The sequence below is a fragment of the Loigolactobacillus iwatensis genome (genome assembly GCF_003950295.1).
In the GTDB taxonomy this organism is placed as follows: domain Bacteria; phylum Bacillota; class Bacilli; order Lactobacillales; family Lactobacillaceae; genus Loigolactobacillus; species Loigolactobacillus iwatensis.
In genome coordinates this window covers 16630-39065 of the sequence record NZ_RHNP01000016.1, presented here as the reverse complement: position 1 = coordinate 39065, position 22436 = coordinate 16630, and the positions used below count along the sequence as shown (strand labels likewise).

At 40.6% G+C, this 22436-nt stretch carries 16 protein-coding genes; 15 read left to right on the top strand and 1 reads right to left on the bottom strand.

Going from position 1 to position 22436, the window contains the following annotated elements:
- Positions 1-10 precede the first annotated feature (10 nt).
- The 12 genes from ybeY (at position 11) to clpB (ending at position 15595) form a co-directional block, all read left to right on the top strand.
- Positions 11-487 (top strand): rRNA maturation RNase YbeY, encoded by a 477-nt coding sequence (gene ybeY, locus EKM98_RS05625; RefSeq protein ID WP_125981172.1) that lies wholly within the window; start codon positions 11-13, stop codon positions 485-487.
- Complete coding sequence (locus EKM98_RS05620) at positions 465-866, top strand: diacylglycerol kinase family protein (protein ID WP_191983369.1); 402 nt, start codon at positions 465-467, stop codon at positions 864-866. Before ybeY ends, EKM98_RS05620 begins: the two co-directional genes overlap by 23 nt.
- Before the next feature lie 33 nt (positions 867-899).
- Positions 900-1808 (top strand): GTPase Era, encoded by a 909-nt coding sequence (era, locus tag EKM98_RS05615; protein ID WP_125981169.1) that lies wholly within the window; start codon positions 900-902, stop codon positions 1806-1808.
- Between the two features lie 63 nt (positions 1809-1871).
- A complete protein-coding gene (gene recO, locus EKM98_RS05610) occupies positions 1872-2645 on the top strand; it encodes a DNA repair protein RecO (RefSeq protein ID WP_125981167.1) in 774 nt (257 codons plus the stop codon).
- Positions 2646-2995: 350 nt separating this feature from the next.
- Positions 2996-3901, top strand: coding sequence for a glycine--tRNA ligase subunit alpha (gene glyQ / locus EKM98_RS05605; protein ID WP_125981165.1), 906 nt, complete (start codon positions 2996-2998; stop codon positions 3899-3901).
- A 1-nt stretch (position 3902) separates the two neighbouring features.
- Complete coding sequence (glyS, locus tag EKM98_RS05600) at positions 3903-5984, top strand: glycine--tRNA ligase subunit beta (RefSeq protein WP_125981163.1); 2082 nt, start codon at positions 3903-3905, stop codon at positions 5982-5984.
- Positions 5985-6221: 237 nt separating this feature from the next.
- Complete coding sequence (dnaG, locus tag EKM98_RS05595) at positions 6222-8075, top strand: DNA primase (RefSeq protein ID WP_125981162.1); 1854 nt, start codon at positions 6222-6224, stop codon at positions 8073-8075.
- A gap of 12 nt (positions 8076-8087) precedes the next feature.
- Complete coding sequence (gene rpoD, locus EKM98_RS05590; protein WP_068280748.1) at positions 8088-9203, top strand: RNA polymerase sigma factor RpoD; 1116 nt, start codon at positions 8088-8090, stop codon at positions 9201-9203.
- A 395-nt stretch (positions 9204-9598) separates the two neighbouring features.
- Positions 9599-10297 carry a tRNA (adenine(22)-N(1))-methyltransferase gene (locus EKM98_RS05585; protein ID WP_125981160.1) on the top strand — a complete coding sequence of 233 codons (699 nt, stop codon included), beginning with the start codon at positions 9599-9601 and terminating at the stop codon, positions 10295-10297.
- Positions 10294-11421 (top strand): Nif3-like dinuclear metal center hexameric protein, encoded by a 1128-nt coding sequence (locus tag EKM98_RS05580; protein WP_125981158.1) that lies wholly within the window; start codon positions 10294-10296, stop codon positions 11419-11421. Before EKM98_RS05585 ends, EKM98_RS05580 begins: the two co-directional genes overlap by 4 nt.
- 166 nt (positions 11422-11587) lie before the next feature.
- Complete coding sequence (pepT, locus tag EKM98_RS05575) at positions 11588-12823, top strand: peptidase T (RefSeq protein ID WP_125981156.1); 1236 nt, start codon at positions 11588-11590, stop codon at positions 12821-12823.
- A gap of 159 nt (positions 12824-12982) precedes the next feature.
- Complete coding sequence (gene clpB / locus EKM98_RS05570) at positions 12983-15595, top strand: ATP-dependent chaperone ClpB (RefSeq protein WP_125981154.1); 2613 nt, start codon at positions 12983-12985, stop codon at positions 15593-15595.
- Positions 15596-15672: 77 nt separating this feature from the next.
- Here the strand turns inward: clpB and EKM98_RS05565 are convergent, their stop codons facing one another.
- Positions 15673-15861, bottom strand: coding sequence for a YjzD family protein (locus EKM98_RS05565; RefSeq protein ID WP_125981153.1), 189 nt, complete (start codon positions 15859-15861; stop codon positions 15673-15675).
- Between the two features lie 110 nt (positions 15862-15971).
- Here EKM98_RS05565 and dnaE point away from each other — a divergent pair, with 110 nt between their 5' ends.
- The 3 genes from dnaE to pyk all read left to right on the top strand — a co-directional run bounded on the left by dnaE (position 15972) and on the right by pyk (position 22370).
- Positions 15972-19319, top strand: a complete 3348-nt coding sequence (dnaE, locus tag EKM98_RS05560; protein WP_125981151.1) for a DNA polymerase III subunit alpha — start codon at positions 15972-15974, stop codon at positions 19317-19319.
- Between the two features lie 129 nt (positions 19320-19448).
- Positions 19449-20408, top strand: a complete 960-nt coding sequence (gene pfkA, locus EKM98_RS05555; RefSeq protein ID WP_068280734.1) for a 6-phosphofructokinase — start codon at positions 19449-19451, stop codon at positions 20406-20408.
- Between the two features lie 201 nt (positions 20409-20609).
- A complete protein-coding gene (gene pyk / locus EKM98_RS05550; RefSeq protein ID WP_125981149.1) occupies positions 20610-22370 on the top strand; it encodes a pyruvate kinase in 1761 nt (586 codons plus the stop codon).
- The last annotated feature ends 66 nt before the right edge of the window (positions 22371-22436 follow it).

The window sequence follows — 22436 nt, the reverse complement described above, 5'->3', positions numbered from 1 at the left end:
GAATTACTAAGTGGATTTAGAAATTTATGATAATACAAAGACTGTAACGCAGGCACACTTGGATTTAATTAACAAGATTACCGAGTTTGCCGGTAACTACATGAAGTTACCAGAAGATACAGAAATGTCGGTCACATTGATGCATAATGATGAGATTCACCAAATCAATAAAGAATATCGCGATACTGACCGTGCGACGGATGTCATTAGTTTTGCAATTGAAGAAGATCCCGATGATCAAGATGTCATTATTATGGATCCGGAGATGCAAATTCCCCGTAATATTGGTGATTTGATGATTTCGGTAGATAAGGTTGCTGAACAAGCAAATGATTACGGTCATTCTTTTGAACGGGAGTTAGGTTACACGGTCGTACATGGCTTTCTTCATTTGAATGGCTATGATCACATGCGTTCGGCGGAAGATGAAAAAGTAATGTTTGCCCTGCAGCGTAAAATTTTGGATGCTTATGGGCTTAAAAGATAAGCGGCAAGTTGAAAAAAATCATAGCTTTTGGCAGAGTTTACGCCATGCGTTGATGGGTATTTATCAAGTATTTGTTGAAGAGCGCAACATGCGTTTTCATTTTGTCACGAGTATTTTGGTGTTGGGACTTGGTTTCTTATTTAAGTTGCACCGTTTTGAGTGGCTATGGTTATTACTTGCAATTTTTTTAGTGATGTTAAGTGAGCTAGTCAACACAGTGGTAGAAAATTTAGTTGATTTATTAACGCAACATCACTATGAATTAGCGGCCAAAAACGCAAAAGATATGGCGGCAACGGCCGTTTTATTAGCGGCTTGTTTTGCAATTATTATTGGAATTATTATTTTTATGCCCCATTTATGGCCGCTAATTAACTAGCAGGTTTTTCGAACCAAATAAGGAGGATACATTGTGAGTGAACAGGCAGATTTTCATTCTGGCTTTGTCGCGATTGTTGGACGTCCTAATGTTGGCAAATCAACTTTTTTGAACCGCGTTGTCGGCGAAAAGGTTGCTATTATGTCAAATAAGGCACAAACAACTCGTAATAAAATTCAGGGAATATATACAACTAAAACGGCCCAGATTGTTTTTATTGATACACCTGGGATTCATAAACCAGATAATAAATTAGATGAGTTTATGCTCAGGTCGGCAACTTCTTCACTTAATGAAGTGGATGCCGTCCTATTTATGGTCAGTGCCAAAGATAAAAAGGGTTCTGGTGACACGTTTATTATCGATCAATTAAAACGGGTGAAGCAGCCCGTGTACTTAATTGTTAATAAAATAGATACAGTGCACCCGAATGATTTGGCGCCGTTTGTTGAAAGTTATCAAAAAGATATGGCGTTCAAACAAGTATTTCCAATTTCAGCACTGCAAGGTAACAATGTGACGGAATTATTGGCAGAACTTGAACATGAATTACCGGTGGGACCGCAATATTATCCAGATGATCAAATTACCGATCATCCGGAATACTTCGTTGTTTCTGAGCTAATTCGTGAGAAAATTTTAGAATTAACCCGCGAAGAAGTCCCCCATTCAGTTGCAGTTCAGGTTGAAAAAATGCGCCATAATGATAACGAAAAAATGAAAATTGACGCAACCATTGTTGTCGAGCGTCCAGGTCAAAAGGGAATTATTATTGGTCAAGGCGGCAAAATGTTGAAGGAAATTGGGACGCGGGCAAGAAGAGATATTGAACGTTTACTAGGTGAAAAAGTCTATTTACAATTATGGGTTAAGGTTGATAAGGGTTGGCGCGATAATCAGCAGTACCTAGATGAATTAGGTTACCGTAAGAAAGATTATTAAACAGCGAGATAATGAACTTAGGCCGTGTTTGAATGAAGGTCAAGCTTTGAAGGAGGGTTGCATTTGGCACAACGACAAATAACTGACTTTAATGGCCTAGTGATGTTTCGCCGGGATTACCGGGAGCGCGATATGTTAGTTAAATTTTTTACTGATCAATTTGGTAAGAAAATGTTCTTTATTCGTGGTGCACGCAAACGCGGCTTTAAATTAGCGGCTGCATTACTGCCTTTTACGCAAGGAACCTACGTTGGAAACATTCACGAAGAAGGATTGTCATTTATTAACGCGGCCAAAGAGTACCATCAATTTCAAAGCATCTCGACTGATATTGGTTTAAATGCGTATGCAACCTACATCTTAAATTTGATTGATGTTGCTTTTACGGATAACCAACCGTTACCGCGCTGGTATCAGCAGGCTGTTTTATCGGTGCAATTAATTGACGATGGATTTGATCCAGAGATTATCACGAATATTAATGAAATTCAGTTGTTGGCGGCTTTCGGAGTGGCACCTTACTTAGAAAGCTGTGTCATTTGTCACCGAAGTGATCTTCCCCTAGACTATTCTGAAAGTTATGGCGGCCTGTTGTGTCAGAAGCACTTTCATTTGGATCCTTATCGTTTCCACGCAAGTGCGCGGGCAATTTATTTATTGCGCCAATTTTCGGTGCTTAATTTAAATAAGTTAACGTCAATTTCGGTGAAGCAAGCTACTAAGGATGAATTGCGGCGAATAATTGACCGCATTTATAGTGATACGGTGGGTCTAGCATTAAAAAGTAAACATTTTATTGATGATATGAAGAATTGGGATCACTTGTTGAAACCGTAATTGACAAGTTAAATGAAAATCGGTAGAATTTAGTTTAGATGAACGATGACGGAAAGAAACAGGTAATGATTTATCAGCGAATTCGGAAATAGTGAAAGCCGAACTAAATTATGACTGCGGGGCATTCCTGAGTGATTAGGTTAATATTAAAGTGTTAGTGAATAAATCACTAGAACTAGGGTGGAACCGCGAGTAATCGTCCCTATGTAGATTGTTAATCTGCATAGGGGCTTTTTTATTTAAATTTGTAGAAAAGCCTACTAGTATAACCTATTCAAAACAAGTCGATTGGCTTAAGCAGTACTTTTACAAGTGGTGTTTTGGCCTTAAATGTGAAGGGAGTTTCACTTATGGATCAAAAATTAAATATTCAAGATATGATTTTAACTTTACAGCATTATTGGGGTAAGCAAGGTTGTATGTTAATGGAGGCCTACGACACTGAAAAAGGTGCCGGGACGATGAGTCCGTATACTTTTTTACGGGCAATTGGACCCGAACCATGGAATGCAGCTTACGTTGAGCCCTCAAGACGGCCGGCTGATGGGCGGTATGGTGAAAATCCTAATCGATTGTACCAACATCACCAATTTCAAGTTGTCATGAAGCCTTCGCCAGCAAATATTCAGGAACTTTATCTGGATAGTTTGCGGGCATTAGGCATCGATCCCTTGGCCCACGATATTCGGTTTGTTGAAGATAATTGGGAAAATCCTTCAATGGGCTGTGCCGGTGTTGGTTGGGAAGTTTGGCTTGATGGGATGGAAGTCTCACAATTCACTTATTTCCAAGTTGTCGGTGGTTTGAACGTTAAGCCAGTTACTTCGGAGATTACATACGGGATTGAACGATTAGCTTCTTATATTCAGGATGTTAATTCTGTTTTTGATCTTGAATGGGGCGATGGCGTTAAGTACGGTGATATCTTTAAGGAACCTGAGTTTGAACATTCAAAATATTCTTTTGAAGAAAGTAATCAAGATATGTTGCTGCAATTATTTGATATGTACGAAAATGAAGCAAAAAAACAGATTGATAATGGCTTAGTTCATCCTGCCTATGATTATATTTTAAAATGTAGCCATACTTTTAACTTATTGGATGCACGTGGTGCGGTCAGCGTTACAGAGCGTGCTGGCTATCTTTCTCGGATTAGAAATATGGCCCGGGCGGTTGCACGAGCATTTGTGGCTGAACGTGAAAAGCTTGGTTTCCCGTTGCTAAAACAAGATACCGAAAAAAAGGAGGAGAACTAAAATGACACATACATTTTTAATGGAAATTGGGTTGGAAGAAATGCCAGCACATGTTGTTACGCCTAGTCGCCAACAATTGGTTAAGCGAACGCAAGAATTTTTACAAAAAAATCGCTTGAGTTACGGCAAAGTTTCTTCATTTTCTACTCCGAGGCGTTTGACGGTAATGGTCGAAGAGCTTGCTGCTAAGCAGACTGATGTTAAGAAGGAAGTCCGTGGACCAGCCAAGAAAATTGCTCAGGATGCGGATGGTAATTGGACTAAGGCAGCTCAAGGTTTCGTTCGGGGTCAAAAAATGACGACGGATGATATTATTTTTAAAGAACAAAAGGGCGAAGAGTACGTCTTTTTAGATAAATTTATTCCCGGAGAACCTGCTAAAGAAGTTCTAATGGGGATGAAAGACGTTGTCACGGCCATGACTTTCTCTACTAATATGCATTGGGGTGATCATGATTTCGAATATATTCGTCCAATTCACTGGATCGTTGCACTGTTAGATCAAGTTATTGTGCCATTCCAGGTTCTGAATATTAAATCTGGTCGAAAAACGCAAGGACACCGTTTCTTAGGCAAGGCGATTGAATTGCATCAGGCAAGCGATTATTTGACGGTTTTGGAAGGTCAATTTGTTATTGCTGATCCGGCCAAACGGCAAACAATGATTGAAGCGCAAATTCAAAAATTAGTTAAGGCCAATAAATGGACGATTGAGCTTGATCCTGACTTACTAGAAGAAGTGGTTAATTTAGTGGAATATCCGACCGCGTTTAGCGGTACTTTTGCGGCCAAGTACTTGAATATGCCAGATGAGGTTTTGATTACATCGATGAAAGACCACCAACGTTATTTCTATGTTCGTGATCAAGCAGGTAAGTTATTACCAAACTTTATTTCTGTTCGGAATGGTAATGCTGAACATTTGGACAACGTTATTAGTGGGAATGAGAAGGTTTTGGCGGCTCGTTTGGAAGATGCCGAATTTTTCTACACTGAAGATCAAAAACAAACAATTGCGGACTACGTTGCACGTTTGAAATCAGTTTCCTTCCACGACAAGATTGGTACAATGTACGAAAAAATGCAGCGTGTTCAGTTGATTGCCCAGGCCTTAGGTGAGAAGGCTGGTCTAACTGCTGAGGAGTTAACTGATTTAAAGCGTGCTAGTGAGATTTATAAATTTGATTTAGTTACCGGAATGGTTGGTGAATTTCCTGAGTTACAAGGTGTGATGGGCGAGAAATATGCCTTATTGCAGGGGGAACGGCCAGCTGTTGCTCAAGCAATTCGTGAACATTATTTACCAATCTCTGCTGATGGGGTCCTACCACAAAGTAAAGTAGGCGCCGTTTTAGCACTAGCCGATAAATTTGATAGTATTTCTAGTTTCTTCGCGGTTGGTATGATTCCAAATGGTTCCAATGACCCTTACGCTTTAAGACGACAAGCATTTGGTATTGTCCGTGTTCTTCATGATCGGCAGTGGCATTTGAGTGTGACTAATTTTGAACAACAAATGGCACAATTACTGGAGAAGCATCAGGTGACCTTTAATCTAGATTACGGTAAGAATATTCAACCAATTAAACAATTCATGGATGATCGGATGCGGCAATGGTTCGGTAATCATCAAGTTAATTATGACATTGTTGATGCCGTGCTGGGTGGTCATAATAATGATTTAATGTCGATGTTTGACGCAGCCCAAGTACTGGGTGAACAACGCCAGGACGCAAACTTTAAAGAATCGATTGAAGCATTGACCCGGGTGTTACGCCTGGCAGATAAGGCCGATTTCGGTGATCAAGAGACCTTGAATGTTGATCCAGCACTTTTTGAAAATGATGCTGAAAAGAATTTGTATGCAGCCGTTAAAAAAGTTCAAGAGGCAACACCAAATCGTTCAGTTGCCGAAAACTTTGCTGCACTTCGTGATTTGCGACCACTAATTGAGGCTTATTTTGATGCAACGATGGTAATGGTCGATGATGAAAAGCTTCGCAAAAATCGATTGACGCAATTAGCAATTTTAGCGCGTTTAATTTTTACCGTCGCTAATCTAAATGAATTAATTGTTAAATAGGGCTACTAAGTCGTATTTGCAAACGAGGTCTCTTAGCAAGCAGCATTAAGTAGCCATCATGCTCTTGCTAAGACGTTAGTAATTAATCGAAATTTTATGGAGCAAATTAGTTGTTGCTAGTGACCGGTTGTGCTATCATAAATAATGTATTTTTGCGCTTGATAATCCAGTAGAAGTCGCACTTTTTCCAGAAGAGTGCGACTTTTAAAGCTTTTAAAGTATTTGTGAGGTGAGGGTTTGGCCGGTAGAATTCCAGAAGAAGTAGTTGAAGAAGTTCGTACTTCCGTTAATATTACCGATATTATCGGGCAGTACGTCCAATTAAAAAAGTCTGGGAAAAATTTATTTGGTCTTTGTCCATTTCACGAGGAACGGACACCATCTTTTTCAGTAACGGAAGATAAGCAAATATTTCATTGCTTTAGTTGTGGTCGTGGTGGTAACGTTTTTAAGTTTATTATGGAGATTGAGAATTTAGATTTTCCAGCTGCAGTAACTAAAGTTGCTGAACTGGGGAACGTCTCAGTTGATTTAAGTACCTATCAGGGAAAGCCACAGCGACCAGTTGATCCAAAACGGGAAAAATTGTTTGCGTTGTATCGTGACGCAACGGCGTTATACCACCATATTTTGGTGAATACAAACACCGGTGAGGCAGCGTTAGCATACGCAACACAGCGTAATTTAAATGCAACGTTGTTAGATACTTTTCAAATTGGATTTGCTCCGCAGCAACGTGATTTACTGATAACTTTTTTTAAAGAAAAACAAACCGATTTTCAATTATTACGGCAATCTGGGCTTTTTATCGAAAATGATGATGGCACCTTACGTGATCGTTTTGTTGGCCGGTTGATGTTTCCAATTCGTGATGAGCAGGGCCGAGTAATTGCCTTCTCAGGTCGAATTTTACAAGTAACTGATAATCAGCCAAAGTATTTAAATAGTCCTGAAACTGATTTATTTAACAAGCGCGATGTCCTGTTTAACTTTGACTTAGCGAAAAGTGAAATTCGAAAAGCTAAGCGAGTTATTTTATTTGAAGGTTTTATGGATGTAATTGCTGCTTTTCAGGCCGGAGTTAAAAATGGTGTTGCTTCAATGGGAACGAGTTTAACCAATGAACAACTTTATCACTTACGCCGGGCAACTGATCAATTGGTTGTGTGCTACGATGGTGATGCTCCTGGCATGAAGGCAACTAACCGAGTTATTGAATTATTAAAAGACGATCAACGATTTAATTTAAGCATTGTGACGTTACCCGAGCAACTTGATCCTGACGAGTACGTTAAAAAGTACGGTAGTGAGCAGTTTCAAAATGAGGTCACTAATTCTTTAGAAACGGCGCCAGCTTTTCGACTGCATTTTTTAAAGCAAAATCGCAATTTAGATAATGAACAAGATAAGATTGCTTACATTAATGATGCATTACAAGAGCTAGTTTTGGTCTCTTCAGCAGTTGAACGTGATGTTTACTTGAATCAACTTAGTGAAGATTTACATGTTTCTTATACAGCATTAGTTCAGCAGTTACAGCAATTATTAGAAAAGACAACGGCTGAACATGATCGTGTACGGGCACAGCAACAACCAAAAAAAGAAGTGGTGCCCGTTTACCAGCAACAGGTGCATAAGTTAGATCGTGTTGAGTTGGCCGAACGCGAATTATTACGGCTGTACTTTCATGATCCAACCGTGCGAACGCGGCTACGTAATCGCGCAGACTTTAGTTTTATTCACGATAATTATCAGTTGTTGTATACTTTTGGTGAAGGCTATTTTGAAAAACACGATTCATTTTTGATTGCGGAATTTATGGATTATTTACCCAGCACGGATGATCGTTTGCAACGATTGGTCAGCGCGGTTGAGCAAATGTCTGTGCCACCGACTACCAGTGATGAACAAGTAACGGACTATTTGATTGCAATGCGTCGTTCAGTCTTTGAAAAACAATTGCAAAAAGCGCAGAATGACTTACGCGATGCAACGCGAACTGGTGATGACAAACAGGCGGTTCAGCTATTGCAACAGATTATTGATTTAAAGCGTCAGATACAAGAAGTAGCGACACAACAAATGATATAGGAGGCCGATCGAATGGCAAATAAAACTGTAAAAAGTGACGATAAAAAGTATACGGCCGCAGTTAAAGCAATAATTAAAGAATTTAAGCCTAAAAAGCAGGTTACTGAGGATGCTTTAACCGACAAGATCGTAACACCTTTTCACCTTGATGCTGATGCGATTGATAAGCTTTTTCTGAAAATAGAAGATCAAGGGATCAGTGTTGTTGATGAAAAAGGTGAGCCTTCCGTACGAAGTTTGAAGAAAGAAAAAAACGTTAAGAAAAAGGACCTTCAAAATATGTCCGCACCAGCTGGTGTTAAAATCAATGACCCAGTTCGGATGTATTTAAAAGAAATTGGTCGAGTATCATTGTTAACGGCCGATGAAGAAGTTGCCTTGGCACTTAAAATTGAGCAAGGTGACGAAGAGGCCAAACAGCGCCTTGCCGAGGCCAATTTAAGGTTGGTTGTTTCAATTGCCAAACGTTACGTTGGGCGTGGTATGCAATTTCTTGATTTAATTCAAGAAGGTAATATGGGCCTAATGAAGGCCGTTGAAAAGTTTGATTACCGTAAGGGATTTAAGTTCTCCACATATGCAACCTGGTGGATTCGTCAGGCAATTACCCGTGCAATCGCTGATCAGGCGCGAACAATTCGGATTCCAGTGCATATGGTTGAAACGATCAATAAGTTAATTCGAATTCAACGACAGCTTCTACAGGATTTAGGTCGTGAACCCACACCAGAAGAAATTGGTGCTGAGATGGATATGCCAACGGAGAAGGTTCGCGAGATCTTAAAGATCGCCCAAGAGCCAGTTTCGTTGGAAACACCAATTGGTGAAGAGGATGATTCCCATTTAGGTGATTTCATTGAAGATCAAGATGCTACTAGTCCGGCCGATCACGCTGCTTATGAATTATTAAAAGAGCAATTAGAGAGCGTTTTGGACACATTGACGGACCGTGAAGAGAATGTGCTGCGTTTACGTTTTGGACTTGATGATGGTCGAACACGAACGCTTGAAGAGGTTGGTAAGGTCTTCGGTGTTACGCGGGAACGAATTCGGCAGATTGAGGCAAAGGCGTTACGAAAATTACGGCACCCAAGTCGTTCAAAACAGCTAAAGGATTTCTTGGAATAACCTTAATGAGAGTGTGATCCAAAAAGAAAATGTTTGAAAAGACATTTAGATTGCGGACACATTTATACTAATTTTATAGCGGCTTTTGCAACCGTAATTTCTGGAGACTTTCTTTAGTGATAAAAAATAGGATCAAGCCAAAATTCATTTTTGGCTTGATCCTATTTTTGTGTTTCAAGCACATTTACACTAAATTAGTGAGATAAATACTACATAAATGTATTTTCCAAACACGGCCTAAATTAATCAAGTAAATGGTAAGTCCCTGTAAAAGTATTTTTCTGATCTGTTTAGTGTAGAAAGTTGGGAAAAGCAGTTTTAATTAATTTTCGTTTACAAGTGCTTATTGCTTGGTACAATGAATTTAGAAACTTTTAAAGGTGAGGATGAAAAACGTGAATAAAGTACATTTGAGTAAGCGACTGACAGCAGTTGCCGATTTTGTACCAGAAAATGGGCGGGTAGCTGATATTGGTTCGGATCACGCGTTGGTACCAATCAGTTTAGTTGCCAGTGGAAAGATCACTTTTGCGATTGCCGGTGAGGCTATTGCAGGGCCATTTCATCGCGCCCAAAACGCGATTGCTGCAGCAGGCCTAACGCCTAACATTCAGACACGCTTAGCAGATGGATTAGCTGCTATTCAAACGACGGATCAAATTGATACCGTTGTGATCGCTGGAATGGGTGGTCAACTGATAAGCGATATTCTAACTCGCGGTGAAGAAGTATTAAAAACGGTTAAAACTTTAGTTCTAGAGGCCAACATTCAGGAAGTTTTAGTTCGCGAATGGTTGATGCAGCATAATTATCAAATTGTCGCGGAGATGATTTTGGCTGAGGATAATCATATTTACGAAGTTATTAAGGCAACTAAAGTTACCGTGGCACCCGATTATACGCAGCAACAACTGATTTTTGGGCCGTTATTAATGCAACAACAATCGGCCGTTTTTAAACAAAAGTGGCAACACCGTGCTTTAACAAATCAACGTATTATTGCCAATTTAAAAGCAAATGCACATTCTGATAAATCGGCAAAATTACGATCGTTAGAACTTGAGAATCAACAGATTAAGGAGGTTTTAGCATGAGTCTTTTAGTTCAAGATTTTATTAATCGATTTGAACGTTTTGCACCGCAATACCTGGCGGAACCTGGTGATCCAACTGGCATGCAGCTTGGATCAACGAAGCAGCCGATTCACCGAGTAATGGTTACTTTGGATGTTCGACCAGAAGTGGTTCAAGAAGCAATTGAACGACGGGTTGATTTTATTTTTGCACATCATCCAGTTGTTTTTCATCCAGCCAAAAATTTAATTACCGATAATCCGCAAAACGCAATGTACGCCGAATTATTGGCGCACCATATTGCAGTGTATTCGGCACATACAAACCTTGATTCCGCTAATGGTGGAATGAACGATTGGTTGGCCGAACGATTACAGTTACAGCAAATTAGCTTGTTACAGCCTAGTTATCAACGAAAAATGAAAAAGCTAGCGGTTTTTGTTCCGCAAAAACAGGCAACTGTATTGCGCCAGGCCTTGGTTCAGGCTGGAGCCGGTCAAGTTGGTAATTATCACGGGGCCAGTTACAGCCTGGCCGGTACAGGTCGGTTCACGCCAGAACAAGGCGCTCAACCGGCAATTGGTCATGTTGGTCAAGAAGAGACAGTTGCTGAGGAAAAAATCGAGGTTATTTTTCCAGAGACGTTAACCCAGCCGGTATTAGCAGCGATGTACCGAGTTCATCCCTATGAGGAACCAGCGTATGATTTATATACGTTGGATAATCCTGGTGAAAAGTTTGGTATTGGTCGAATTGGCGAATTGGCCCAACCAATGACGGTTCAGGCCTATGCTCAACAGGTTCGGCAAGCATTTGACTTAACTGGGCTACGCTTGGTCACACCTGATCCTGCTAGGCGGATTAAGCGGGTGGCAGTTATTGGTGGTGATGGTGGTAAATTTTACCCGGCTGTTTTAAAGCAGCAAGCAGATGTCTTTGTTACCGGGGATGTGTATTACCACACAGCCCATGATATGTTGGCCGCTGGTTTGTCCGTCATCGATCCAGGGCATCATATTGAAAGTATCGTGAAGGAAAAGGCGGTTCCGTTATTCCAAGGCTGGGCCAAGGAAGAAAATTGGGCCGACGTTAGTTTCTTTGCTTCTAAGTTGAATACTGACCCGTTTAGATTTATTTCTAAGTAAATCTAGGAGTGTTTGGAAAAACGCCAGGGCTTGATTTTTCAAACACATTTATACCAAACTAGTTAGGAAAACGGAAAATACTAATTAAAGATGCTTTCTGAAAACGGTCCAGGCTAAATTTGGTGGGAAAAAATGGTTTTAAATCGAAATAAAGGAGACCTTTAAAATGGCAATTTATGAAGACTTAGTACCACGTTTTTTACGTTACGTTAAAATCAACACCCGTTCGGATCCGGATTCCAATACAATTCCGTCAACGCCTAGGCTGACGTCTTTTGCAAAAAAATTAGCCGAAGAAATGCGAGTAATTGGCTTAAAGAATGTTCATTATTTAGACAAGAATGGTTACGTTGTTGGGACCTTACCAAGTAATCAAGAAAAAAAGGTACCAGTGATTGGTTTTATGGGGCATATGGATACCGCGGAGTTTAATTCAGAAAATATTAATCCCCAGCTTGTGTCTAATTATGATGGTCAATCGACAATTAAACTTGATCAGGCTGGTAAGTTCACTTTGAATCTGACTGATTTTCCATTTTTGGCCAATTATAAAGGTCACGATTTGATTACAACCGATGGCTCAACTTTATTAGGTGGTGATGACAAGGCTGGGGTTGCCGAGATTATGACAGCAATGGCTTATTTAGTTAAGCATCCAGAAATTAAACACGGTGAAATTCGGGTTGGTTTTAGTCCCGACGAAGAAATTGGCACTGGGGCAGATCATTTTGACGTTGCTGATTTTAATGCCGCCTTTGCCTACACTGTTGATGGCGGATCTGAAGGCCAGCTGGAATACGAAACGTTTAATGCCGCGGAGATGAAAGTTCATATTCAGGGTAAAAATGTTCATACAGCCACTGCCAATGGTGTTATGGTTAATGCTTTACAACTAGCCACTGATTTTCAAAATGGCCTTCCCCAAAAAGAAGTGCCTGAAAAAACCAGTGGGACGGCGGGCTTTTTTCATTTGTATCAATTAAAAGGAACTGTCGAAGAGGCCGACATGACTTACATTATTCGTGATTTTGAGCGTTCTGGTTTGCAGGCGCGTAAGGAAGTGGCACAAAAAGTTGCTGCAACGATTAATGCACGCTTTCCTGAGGAACGGATTAGCTTAACTATTTTTGATCAATACTATAATATGCGTGAGGTCTTGGAAAAGGATATGCGCAGTGTTGAATTGGCAAAAAAAGCAATGGAAGAAGTTGGTGTGAAGCCCTTGATTGATCCTGTCCGCGGTGGTACCGATGGTTCAAAGATCTCCTTCATGGGGTTACCAACCCCAAATTTGTTTGCCGGGCCAGAAAATATGCATGGTCGCTATGAATTTGTTTCTGAACAGGTAATGGCAAAGGCTACGGATGTTATTTTGCAAATCATTAAATTAAACAGCCAGTAGCTGAATAAAGTTAAGCAAATTAGTTGCCGCGAATGTATGTTCGCGTTAAACTGTAGTTGTTGGAAATAAGTAGTTTTGATCGGCAGGAAACTCTGCCGTTTTTTTGACACTAAATTTTAAAATTTAACTTTGAAAATATTTAGTTTGGGAGTTGATCAAATGAATCCAGAAAAAATGACGCAGGCAGTTCAAGATGCAATTGCGGAAGCACAAAACATCACGGTAACACGGCACCAACAGGAAATTGATATTCCCCAGCTTTTTAAGTTTTTAATACAACCTCAGCAATTAGGACGAAAGATTTACGAAAAGGCCGGTCTCGAAATACCAACTTTAGAGGCCGAAATCGATCGTTTATTGGATGCTATTCCTACTGTTGAAGGCAATGTGGCCTATGGTCAGAACATGAGCCAAAATCTCTATCGATTGCTTCAAGCTGCGGATAAGATTAGTCAAGATCTCGGGGACGAATACGTGGCAACAGAAAGTATTCTTTTGGCGTTGATGACTTTGAAGGATCAATCATTGACTCAATATTTGACCAAATCAGGTTTAACGACTACTAAATTAAAGGCCGTAATTACTGAGATGCGTGGTGGTGATCGAGTGACCTCGAAAAACCAGGAGGAACAGTATCAGGCTTTAGAAAAATACGGAACTGATTTAGTGAAAGCAGTTCGGACTGGCGATCAAGATCCGATTATTGGTCGTGATGAAGAAATTCGTGATGTTATTCGGATTTTGTCGCGGAAAACAAAAAATAATCCCGTTTTAATTGGTGAACCTGGTGTTGGAAAAACGGCGATTGTTGAAGGCTTGGCTCAACGGATTGTTAATAAAGACGTTCCAGATAATTTGAAGGATAAAACTATTTTTAGTCTGGATATGGGATCGTTGATTGCTGGTGCAAAGTACCGCGGAGAATTTGAAGAACGATTGAAAGGTGTTTTGAAGGCCGTTCGTAAAAGTGAAGGCCAAATTATTTTATTCATTGATGAAATTCATAACATCGTGGGCGCTGGTAAGACTGAAGGCAGTATGGATGCTGGTAACTTGTTAAAGCCAATGTTGGCCCGAGGCGAATTACACTTGATTGGGGCAACGACGTTAGACGAATACCGACAGTATATGGAAAAAGATAAAGCGCTAGAACGGCGTTTCCAACGAATCGTCATTCAGGAACCAACAGTCCAAGATACAATTAGTATTTTACGTGGTTTAAAAGAACGTTTTGAGATTTATCATGGCGTTCGTATTCATGATAACGCTTTGGTTGCCGCCGCAACACTTTCTGATCGCTACATTACAGATCGGTTTTTACCCGATAAGGCGATTGATTTAGTTGATGAGGCCAGCGCTAATATTAACGTAGAAATGAATTCAATGCCCACCGAGCTTGATCAGGTCACTCGGCGTTTAATGCAGATGGAGATTGAAGAGGCCGCTTTGAAAAAGGAAACGGATTCGGTTTCGAAAAAGCGATTGGCCGAATTACAATCAGAATTAAGTAATTTGCGTGAAGAAGCCAATAGCATGAAAATGCGGTGGGAATCAGAAAAAGAAGATATTTCTAAAGTTAACAAAAAGAAATCCGAAATTGATCAGGCTAAACGGCAGTTAAAAGATGCGCAATCTAGTTATGATTTGGAGACGGCGGCACGCCTGCAACACGGCACAATCCCTGAATTGGAAAAAGAATTGGCCACAATGGAAAAGCAGGATCGTCCTGAAAATTGGATGGTTCAAGAATCTGTCACTGAAAACGAAATTGCGGACGTTGTTAGCCGCGAGACTGGCATTCCAGTGACTAAGTTAGTTCAGGGTGAGCGAACTAAATTACTGAAGCTTGGTGAAAGCTTGCATAAGCGTGTGGTTGGCCAAAACGAGGCCGTTGATGCTGTCACTGACGCTGTATTGCGGTCCCGTGCCGGATTGCAGGATCCCAATCGGCCACTAGGATCCTTCCTATTCTTAGGGCCAACTGGTGTTGGTAAAACGGAATTGGCCAAGGCTCTTGCCGAGAATCTATTTGATTCGGAAGACCATATGGTACGAATCGATATGAGCGAATATATGGAAAAAGAGTCAGTTTCGCGATTAGTCGGCGCCGCACCTGGCTACGTTGGGTATGAAGAAGGCGGGCAATTGACCGAAGCAGTTCGGCGGAACCCATATTCAATTGTCTTATTGGATGAGGTTGAAAAGGCCCATCCAGACGTTTTTAATATTTTATTACAAGTGTTGGATGACGGTCGTCTAACGGATGGCCAGGGGCGGACGGTTGATTTTAAAAATACAATTATTATTATGACGTCCAATCTTGGGTCTGAAATTTTACTAAATGGCGTGAATGAGCAAGGTGAAATCACTAAGTCCAGTCAAGAGCAGGTTCAGCAACTAATTCAAACCCACTTCAAGCCTGAATTTTTAAACCGAATTGATGACATTATTATGTTCACACCGTTAAGCCTTAACGATATCCAGGAGATAGTGGTTAAGTTACTGGCACAACTTTCGCACCGTGTGGCTGATCAGGAAATTAACCTAACCATTACGGATAGTGCTAAAAAATGGCTTGCCCAACAAGGGTATGATCCGGCCTTTGGTGCGCGACCGCTGCGGCGTTTTATTACCCGTGAGGTGGAGACACCGCTGGCCAAGGAAATTATTTCTGGTCGGGTAGCGCCACACACAACCGTAAAAATTAATTTACTCGATAATCATTTAGTCTTTGAAAATCAGGTTGCGGATAAAACGATGACCACGAAGTAAAAGTGATTAATCAGTTAATATTTAGCAAATTTTTAAAAAGGTCAACAAAAAAAGACTGGTTTTAACCAGTCCTTTTTTTATTGATTACTATGATTTGTTTGTTTATCAGACATTAATCCAGGTAAGAACATGAGGATAATTGCAAAGATAATCGAGACAACTGCCATTGAGCCAACGCTATAAGGCCGACTGGTGACCGCTGAGCCAATGTAACCAATTAATTGTCCTAAAATTAGCGCCCAAATCAGTACAATAATCTGTTTCATAGCGCACCTTCTTTCAATACAGATGTATTTTAGCATACTCTTTTTGAAAGCAAAAGAACTATTTGTGTAACTAGAGTTTGTTATAATCAATTATGAAGGGATGTGGCAAGTTGGCTTTTGTACAATTACAAGTGATGAGTTCGTATAGCTTGCTGGAAAGTCCCACGACAATCAAGGGACTTGTGGCAGCCGCTAAAAAACGTGGCTATTCAGCACTGGCACTAACTGACCAACAAGTACTTTATGCAAGTGTTGATTTCTATAAAGCTTGTATTGCGGCCAAGATCAAACCAATTTTAGGTTTGAAGTTGTCAGTTCAGGGGTTGTTAGATTCTGAAAAGCAGTACCCATTAGTGATTTTGGCCAAAGATAAAGTCGGCTACCAGCACTTGTTAAAGCTATCAACGGCCGTTATGACGGCTGAAAAGCCATTAGCGTTGGCGGATCTTGGCCATTTGTTAAGCCATGTTTTTGTAATTACGCCTGCCTATACCAGTGAGTTGGCCACGTTGGCGGCACATGATTTAGAGCAGGCTCAAACGTATTTAACTGAACTTGCAAAACTGACTTCCGATCTGCGGATTGGCGTTAGTCTACAAAAACAAGGAATTGCGCTAAAGGAACCCTTAAAACAATTAAGTGATACTACACACATTCCGTTAGTTGCTTTAGAGGATGTTCGCTACTTAGAACCAGATGATGCCTTTAGCACAACAATTTTACGCTCGATAAAGGCAGGGACAACTCTAAATGCCGAACAACAGGCAATTGCGGCCCAAGATGGTGAAAATTTTTTGGCACCAGCAACGCAAGTCTTTGAACGTTACCAGGCTAACAATTTGGCAGCAGCGGCCTTAGAGACGGAGAAGATAGCTCAGGCTTGTCAGGTCAAGCTTACTTTTCATGAGCCATTGTTGCCTAAATATCCAGTACCTACTCACAAAACGGCCGCCGACTACTTGCGCCAAATGGCAACTACTGGTTTAAAAGAACGTTTTGCTGATAAAGTTATTCCAAAGGCTTATCAAACCAGATTGGATCATGAATTAAAAGTAATTAACAAAATGGGATTTAACGATTATTTCTTGATTATTTGGGATGTTATGCATTATGCACACCAGGTAAATATTATGACTGGTCCTGGACGGGGTTCAGCCGCCGGCGCCTTGGTTTCCTATGCACTAGCCATTACCGAAGTTGATCCATTAAAATATAATTTACTGTTTGAACGTTTCTTGAATCAAGAGCGGCATAACATGCCAGATATTGATTTGGATATTCCGGATAATCGCCGGGAAGATCTTTTGCAGTACGTGCATCAGAAATACGGTCACACCCATATGGCGCAGATTATCACTTTTGGCACTCTTGCTGCCAAACAGGCATTGCGCGATGTTGGTCGTGTCCTGGGGCTAACTCAGTTTGAAATGGCCGATTGGTCAAAAGCCGTTCCAAATATTTTACACATTAATTTAACGGATGCCTACGAGCAATCGTTGCGGTTGCGCAATTTAGTCAGTGATAGCAAACGAAATCAATTAGTATACAAAACGGCGCTCCGGTTAGAGGGATTGCCCCGGCATTATTCCACACATGCGGCAGGAATTGTGCTGGCCGACCAAGACTTAACCGATTATTTACCCTTACAAACGGGTAGTGAAGGTATTTTACTAACGCAATTGCCAATGGGAAACGTTGAAGAACTTGGTTTATTGAAAATGGATTTTCTAGGTTTGCGAAATCTCAGTATTTTGGCGAATACTTTGCAATTGGTGAAGCAGCAAACAGGAGAAAAGCTACCAATCAATCAGATTCCATTAGATGACCCGGAAACTTTAAAACTTTTTCAAGCGGGCGACACAAATGGTGTTTTTCAATTTGAATCAAGTGGCATCAAGAATGTCCTTCGAGAATTAAGACCAACTAGCTTTGAAGATATTGTTGCGGTTAACGCCTTATACCGCCCCGGGCCAATGGAAAACATTGCAACTTTTATACAACGAAAACACGCCAACACTAAGCCGGAGTTTCCAAATGAAACGATTGCTGGTATTTTAGGGCCCACGTATGGCATTTTAGTTTATCAGGAGCAGGTCATGCAGGTTGCGGCTGCGATGGGTGGTTTTAGTTTAGGTGAGGCCGATATTTTACGCCGGGCAATGAGCAAGAAGAAAAAGGCCGTTATTGACGAGAAAAAAACTGAGTTTATAAATGGGGCCGTAAAAAAAGGTTACCAGAAACAAGCGGCAGTTCAAATGTATGAATACATTGAACGTTTTGCTAATTACGGGTTTAATCGTTCCCACGCGGTTGCTTACAGTATGATTGCTTTTCAACTGGCCTATTTAAAGGCCCATTATTCAGCTGCCTTTTTTGCCGCCTTATTAAATTCGGCAATTAATAACCCAGCTAAGACCAAAAGCTATTTGCAAGAAGCCAAACTGCGAAAAATTCAAATTTTACCGCCCGACATTAACCAAAGTCAGCTATATTATCGCCTTAAGCAGCAGGCAATTCTGTTCGGTTTACTTTGTATAAAGGGCCTAAGACGGGAATTTGTATTGCAAATTTTAGCAAATCGAAAAAAGCACGGTCAGTTTAAGTCGTTACAAGATTTCTTACAACGAATTGATGCTAAGTGGCTAAAAATGGATTATTTGGCACCATTGGTTTACACCGAGGCCTTTACGCAATTTAACACCAATCGAGCGGAATTAATGCAGGCCTTACCGGAATTAATTGAAGCACTAAATTTAAGTGGTGCGAACGTCTCACTATTTGAAACGCTAGCACCTAAGAAAAAAGAAGTACCAGATCTGAGCTTAGCTGAGAAACTTGAAGTTGAAGATCGCTATTTAGGGGCGTATTTATCTGGTCATCCAGTTGAAAAATACACTAACCTATTAACCAAGCAGCCAATTACCCAAGTTAGCGCTTTAGTTGTCGGAAAGCGAAGTAGCGTGTTACTCTTTGTTAAGAAAATAAAGGTAATTCGGACTAAACGCGGAGAACAGATGGCTTTTCTCAGCACCAGTGATGCTACCGCTGATTTGGACGTCACTGTGTTTCCGCGTGTTTACCGACAAATTAGTCAATGGTTGGCCAACGATCAAGTGTTATTGGTTCAGGGGAAGGTATCTGATGATCGTGGTGAACTTCAATTATTGGCCGAACAGATTCAATTAGCCGATAATTTAGTTCCAAAGAAAACAACGCAAACGCTTTTTTTGCGAGTAACTGAGCAAGCGGCGGCTAATTTAGAATTACCACAAAGATTAAAAAAATCTAATGGACCAATCCCAGTTATTTTGTTTGATCCCACCACTAAGAATAAAATATTATTGCACCGCGATTATTGGGTCACGCTTACAACTGCACTAACTCAAGATTTGCAAAAATTGCTTGGTAAAGCTAATGTTGCAGTGACAAATCAAGAGCTTTCTCATAATAAAAGTTAAATTGGATTTCTTGTGAAAAAAAGCGAGAATGAGCAGACATGTTTTCAGAAAAGTGTTAGAATATTGATTGGGTTTGAGTGCAGAAGAGCTGTACTTTAACAAATTATTAAAAATGCCTGAGGTGAAGAAATGAAACGCATTGGGATTTTGACAAGTGGTGGCGATGCGCCGGGTATGAACGCGGCAATTCGTGCAGTCACTCGAAAAGCTATCCATGAAGGACTAGAAGTATACGGAATTAACTACGGTTACGCTGGACTTGTTGCGGGTGATATCTTTAAGATGGACGAAGCAACTGTTGGTGATATCATTCAGCGTGGTGGGACATTCTTGTATTCTGCTAGATATCCAGAGTTTGCTCAAGAAGAAGGGCAATTGAAGGGTATTGAACAATTAAACAAGTTTGGAATTGAAGCATTAGTTGTTATTGGTGGTGATGGTTCTTATCATGGTGCTTTACGTTTGACTGAGCACGGTTATAATGCCATCGGTTTGCCAGGAACAATTGATAATGATATTCCTTACACTGATTTCACAATTGGTTTTGACACATCAGTTAATACCGTTTTGGAATCAATCGACCGTATTCGTGATACTGCAACTAGTCATGAACGAACTTTTGTTATTGAAGTTATGGGTCGTGGTGCTGGTGATATCGCGCTTTGGTCTGGTGTTGCTGGTGGTGCTGAAGCAATTATCATTCCTGAAAAGGAATTTGATATGAAGCAAGTTGCCAACAAGATTCGTGCCGGTCGTAATCGTGGTAAGAAGCACACCTTGATTGTTTTGGCTGAAGGTGTGATGCACGCTGACGAATTTGCTGAAGAGCTTGGCAAATTTGGCGACTTCCACACACGGGTTACGGTTTTAGGACACGTTCAACGTGGTGGTTCACCAACCGCCCGTGATCGTGTTATGGCTTCACAAATGGGCTCTTACGCTGTTGAATTATTAATGCAAGGTAAGGGCGGTTTGGCCATTGGTATTGAAAATAATAAGGTCGTTTCACACGATATCTTAGACTTATTTGATGCCAAACACCATTCAGAGATATCTTTGTATGATTTAAACAATGATATTTCTTATTAGTTTTTAAAGAGTATTTTGAAAATTATTTTTGGCGACTATTTTGTAGCAGAAGTGGGTTAAACGTCAGAACCTTGTGTTTGGTAATTTAGGCCAATGCTCAGAATCCAAGCGCCTTTTGGGATGCTCTTAGTTCTACTATTAATTCTGTTAAAATTGGCGTAAAGCCATTTTATAAAAAATGTAAAGGGAGAGATTCTACTTATGAAGAAAACCAAGATCGTAAGTACACTTGGTCCTGCTAGTAACGATGAAGCAACAATTCAAAAATTAATTGAATCTGGTGCTAATGTATTCCGTTTCAACTTCTCACATGGTGATCATGAAGAACATGCTGCACGTATGCAAATGGCCTTAGATGCCGAAAAGGCTACGGGCAAAATGGTTGCTTTCATGCTTGATACTAAGGGTGCAGAAATCCGTACCACAGTTGAAAAAGAAGGCAAAATCGAATTTAAGACTGGCGATGTAGTCCGTATTTCAATGGATGAATCACTTGAAGGCACCCATGAAAAGATTGCGGTTACTTATCCTGGTCTTTTTGATGACGTTCATATTGGCGGTCATGTACTGTTCGACGATGGCTTAATCGATATGAAGATTACCGAAAAGGATGACGCACATAAAGAACTGATTACAGAAGTTCAAAATGATGGTCTCTTAGGCTCCCGTAAAGGTGTTAACGCTCCTGGCGTTGCCATCCATTTACCAGGTATTACTGAAAAAGATGCTAGCGATATTCGTTTTGGTTTAGACCATGATATTGACTACATTGCTGCTAGTTTTGTTCGTAAAGCACAAGATGTTCTTGATATTCGCGAATTATTAGAAGAAAAGCACATGGAACACGTTCAAATCTTCCCTAAGATCGAATCTCAAGAAGGTATCGATAATATGGATGAAATCTTGAAGGTTTCTGATGGTTTGATGGTTGCTCGTGGTGACATGGGTGTTGAAATTCCTGTTGAAAACGTTCCGATTATTCAAAAACGTTTGATCAAGAAGTGCAATGCTATTGGTAAACCAGTTATCACTGCAACTCAAATGTTAGATTCAATGCAAGAAAATCCTCGTCCTACACGTGCTGAAGCTACTGACGTTGCCAATGCCATCTTTGATGGTACTGACGCAACAATGCTTTCAGGCGAAAGTGCTAATGGTAAGTACCCAGTAGAATCTGTTGCTACAATGGCACGGATTGCTGAACGTGCTGAAAAAGCTATGGTCGATGCTGATTCATTTGCTTTGAAGGAATTCGGTAAGACAGATGTTACTGAAGCTATTGGCCAATCTGTTGCTCATACGGCACGGAACCTTGGTATCCGTACAATTGTTGCAGCTACCGAATCTGGTTTCACAGCTCGCATGATTTCTAAGTACCGGCCAAAATCTGATATCTTAGCAATCACTTTTGACGAACGTACTCGTCGTGGCTTAGCAATTAACTGGGGTGTTTTCCCAATTGTTGCTGAAAAACCAGCATCAACTGATGATATGTTCACGTTAGCTTCTCAAAAAGCCCAAGACCTTGGTTTTGCTAAGGAAGGCGATTTGATCTTGATCACTGCTGGTGTGCCAGTTGGTGAACGTGGCACAACAAATGTCATGAAGATTCAGTTAATTGGTTCTAAACTTGTTGAAGGCCAAGGTGTTGGCGACCAAACCGTTATTGGTAAGGCTGTTATCGCATCTAACGCTCAAGAAGCTAACCAAAAGGCTGTTGAAGGTGGCGTCCTCATCGTTAAGACAACTGATAAAGATTACTTACCAGCAATCGAAAAATCTAGTGCCTTAGTTGTTGAAGCAGGCGGCTTAACAAGTCATGCTGCTGTTGTTGGTATCGCAATGGGAATTCCTGTTGTTGTTGGTGCCAAGGACGCAACTAGCCTTGTATCTGATGATGAAGTTATTACGGTTGATTCTCGTCGTGGTATTGTTTATCGCGGTGCTTCAAACGCAATGTAATCCATTAGTTATTCTAAAATCCATCATGCGTTTGCATGATGGATTTTTTTGCTTTTTTAGTGTTTA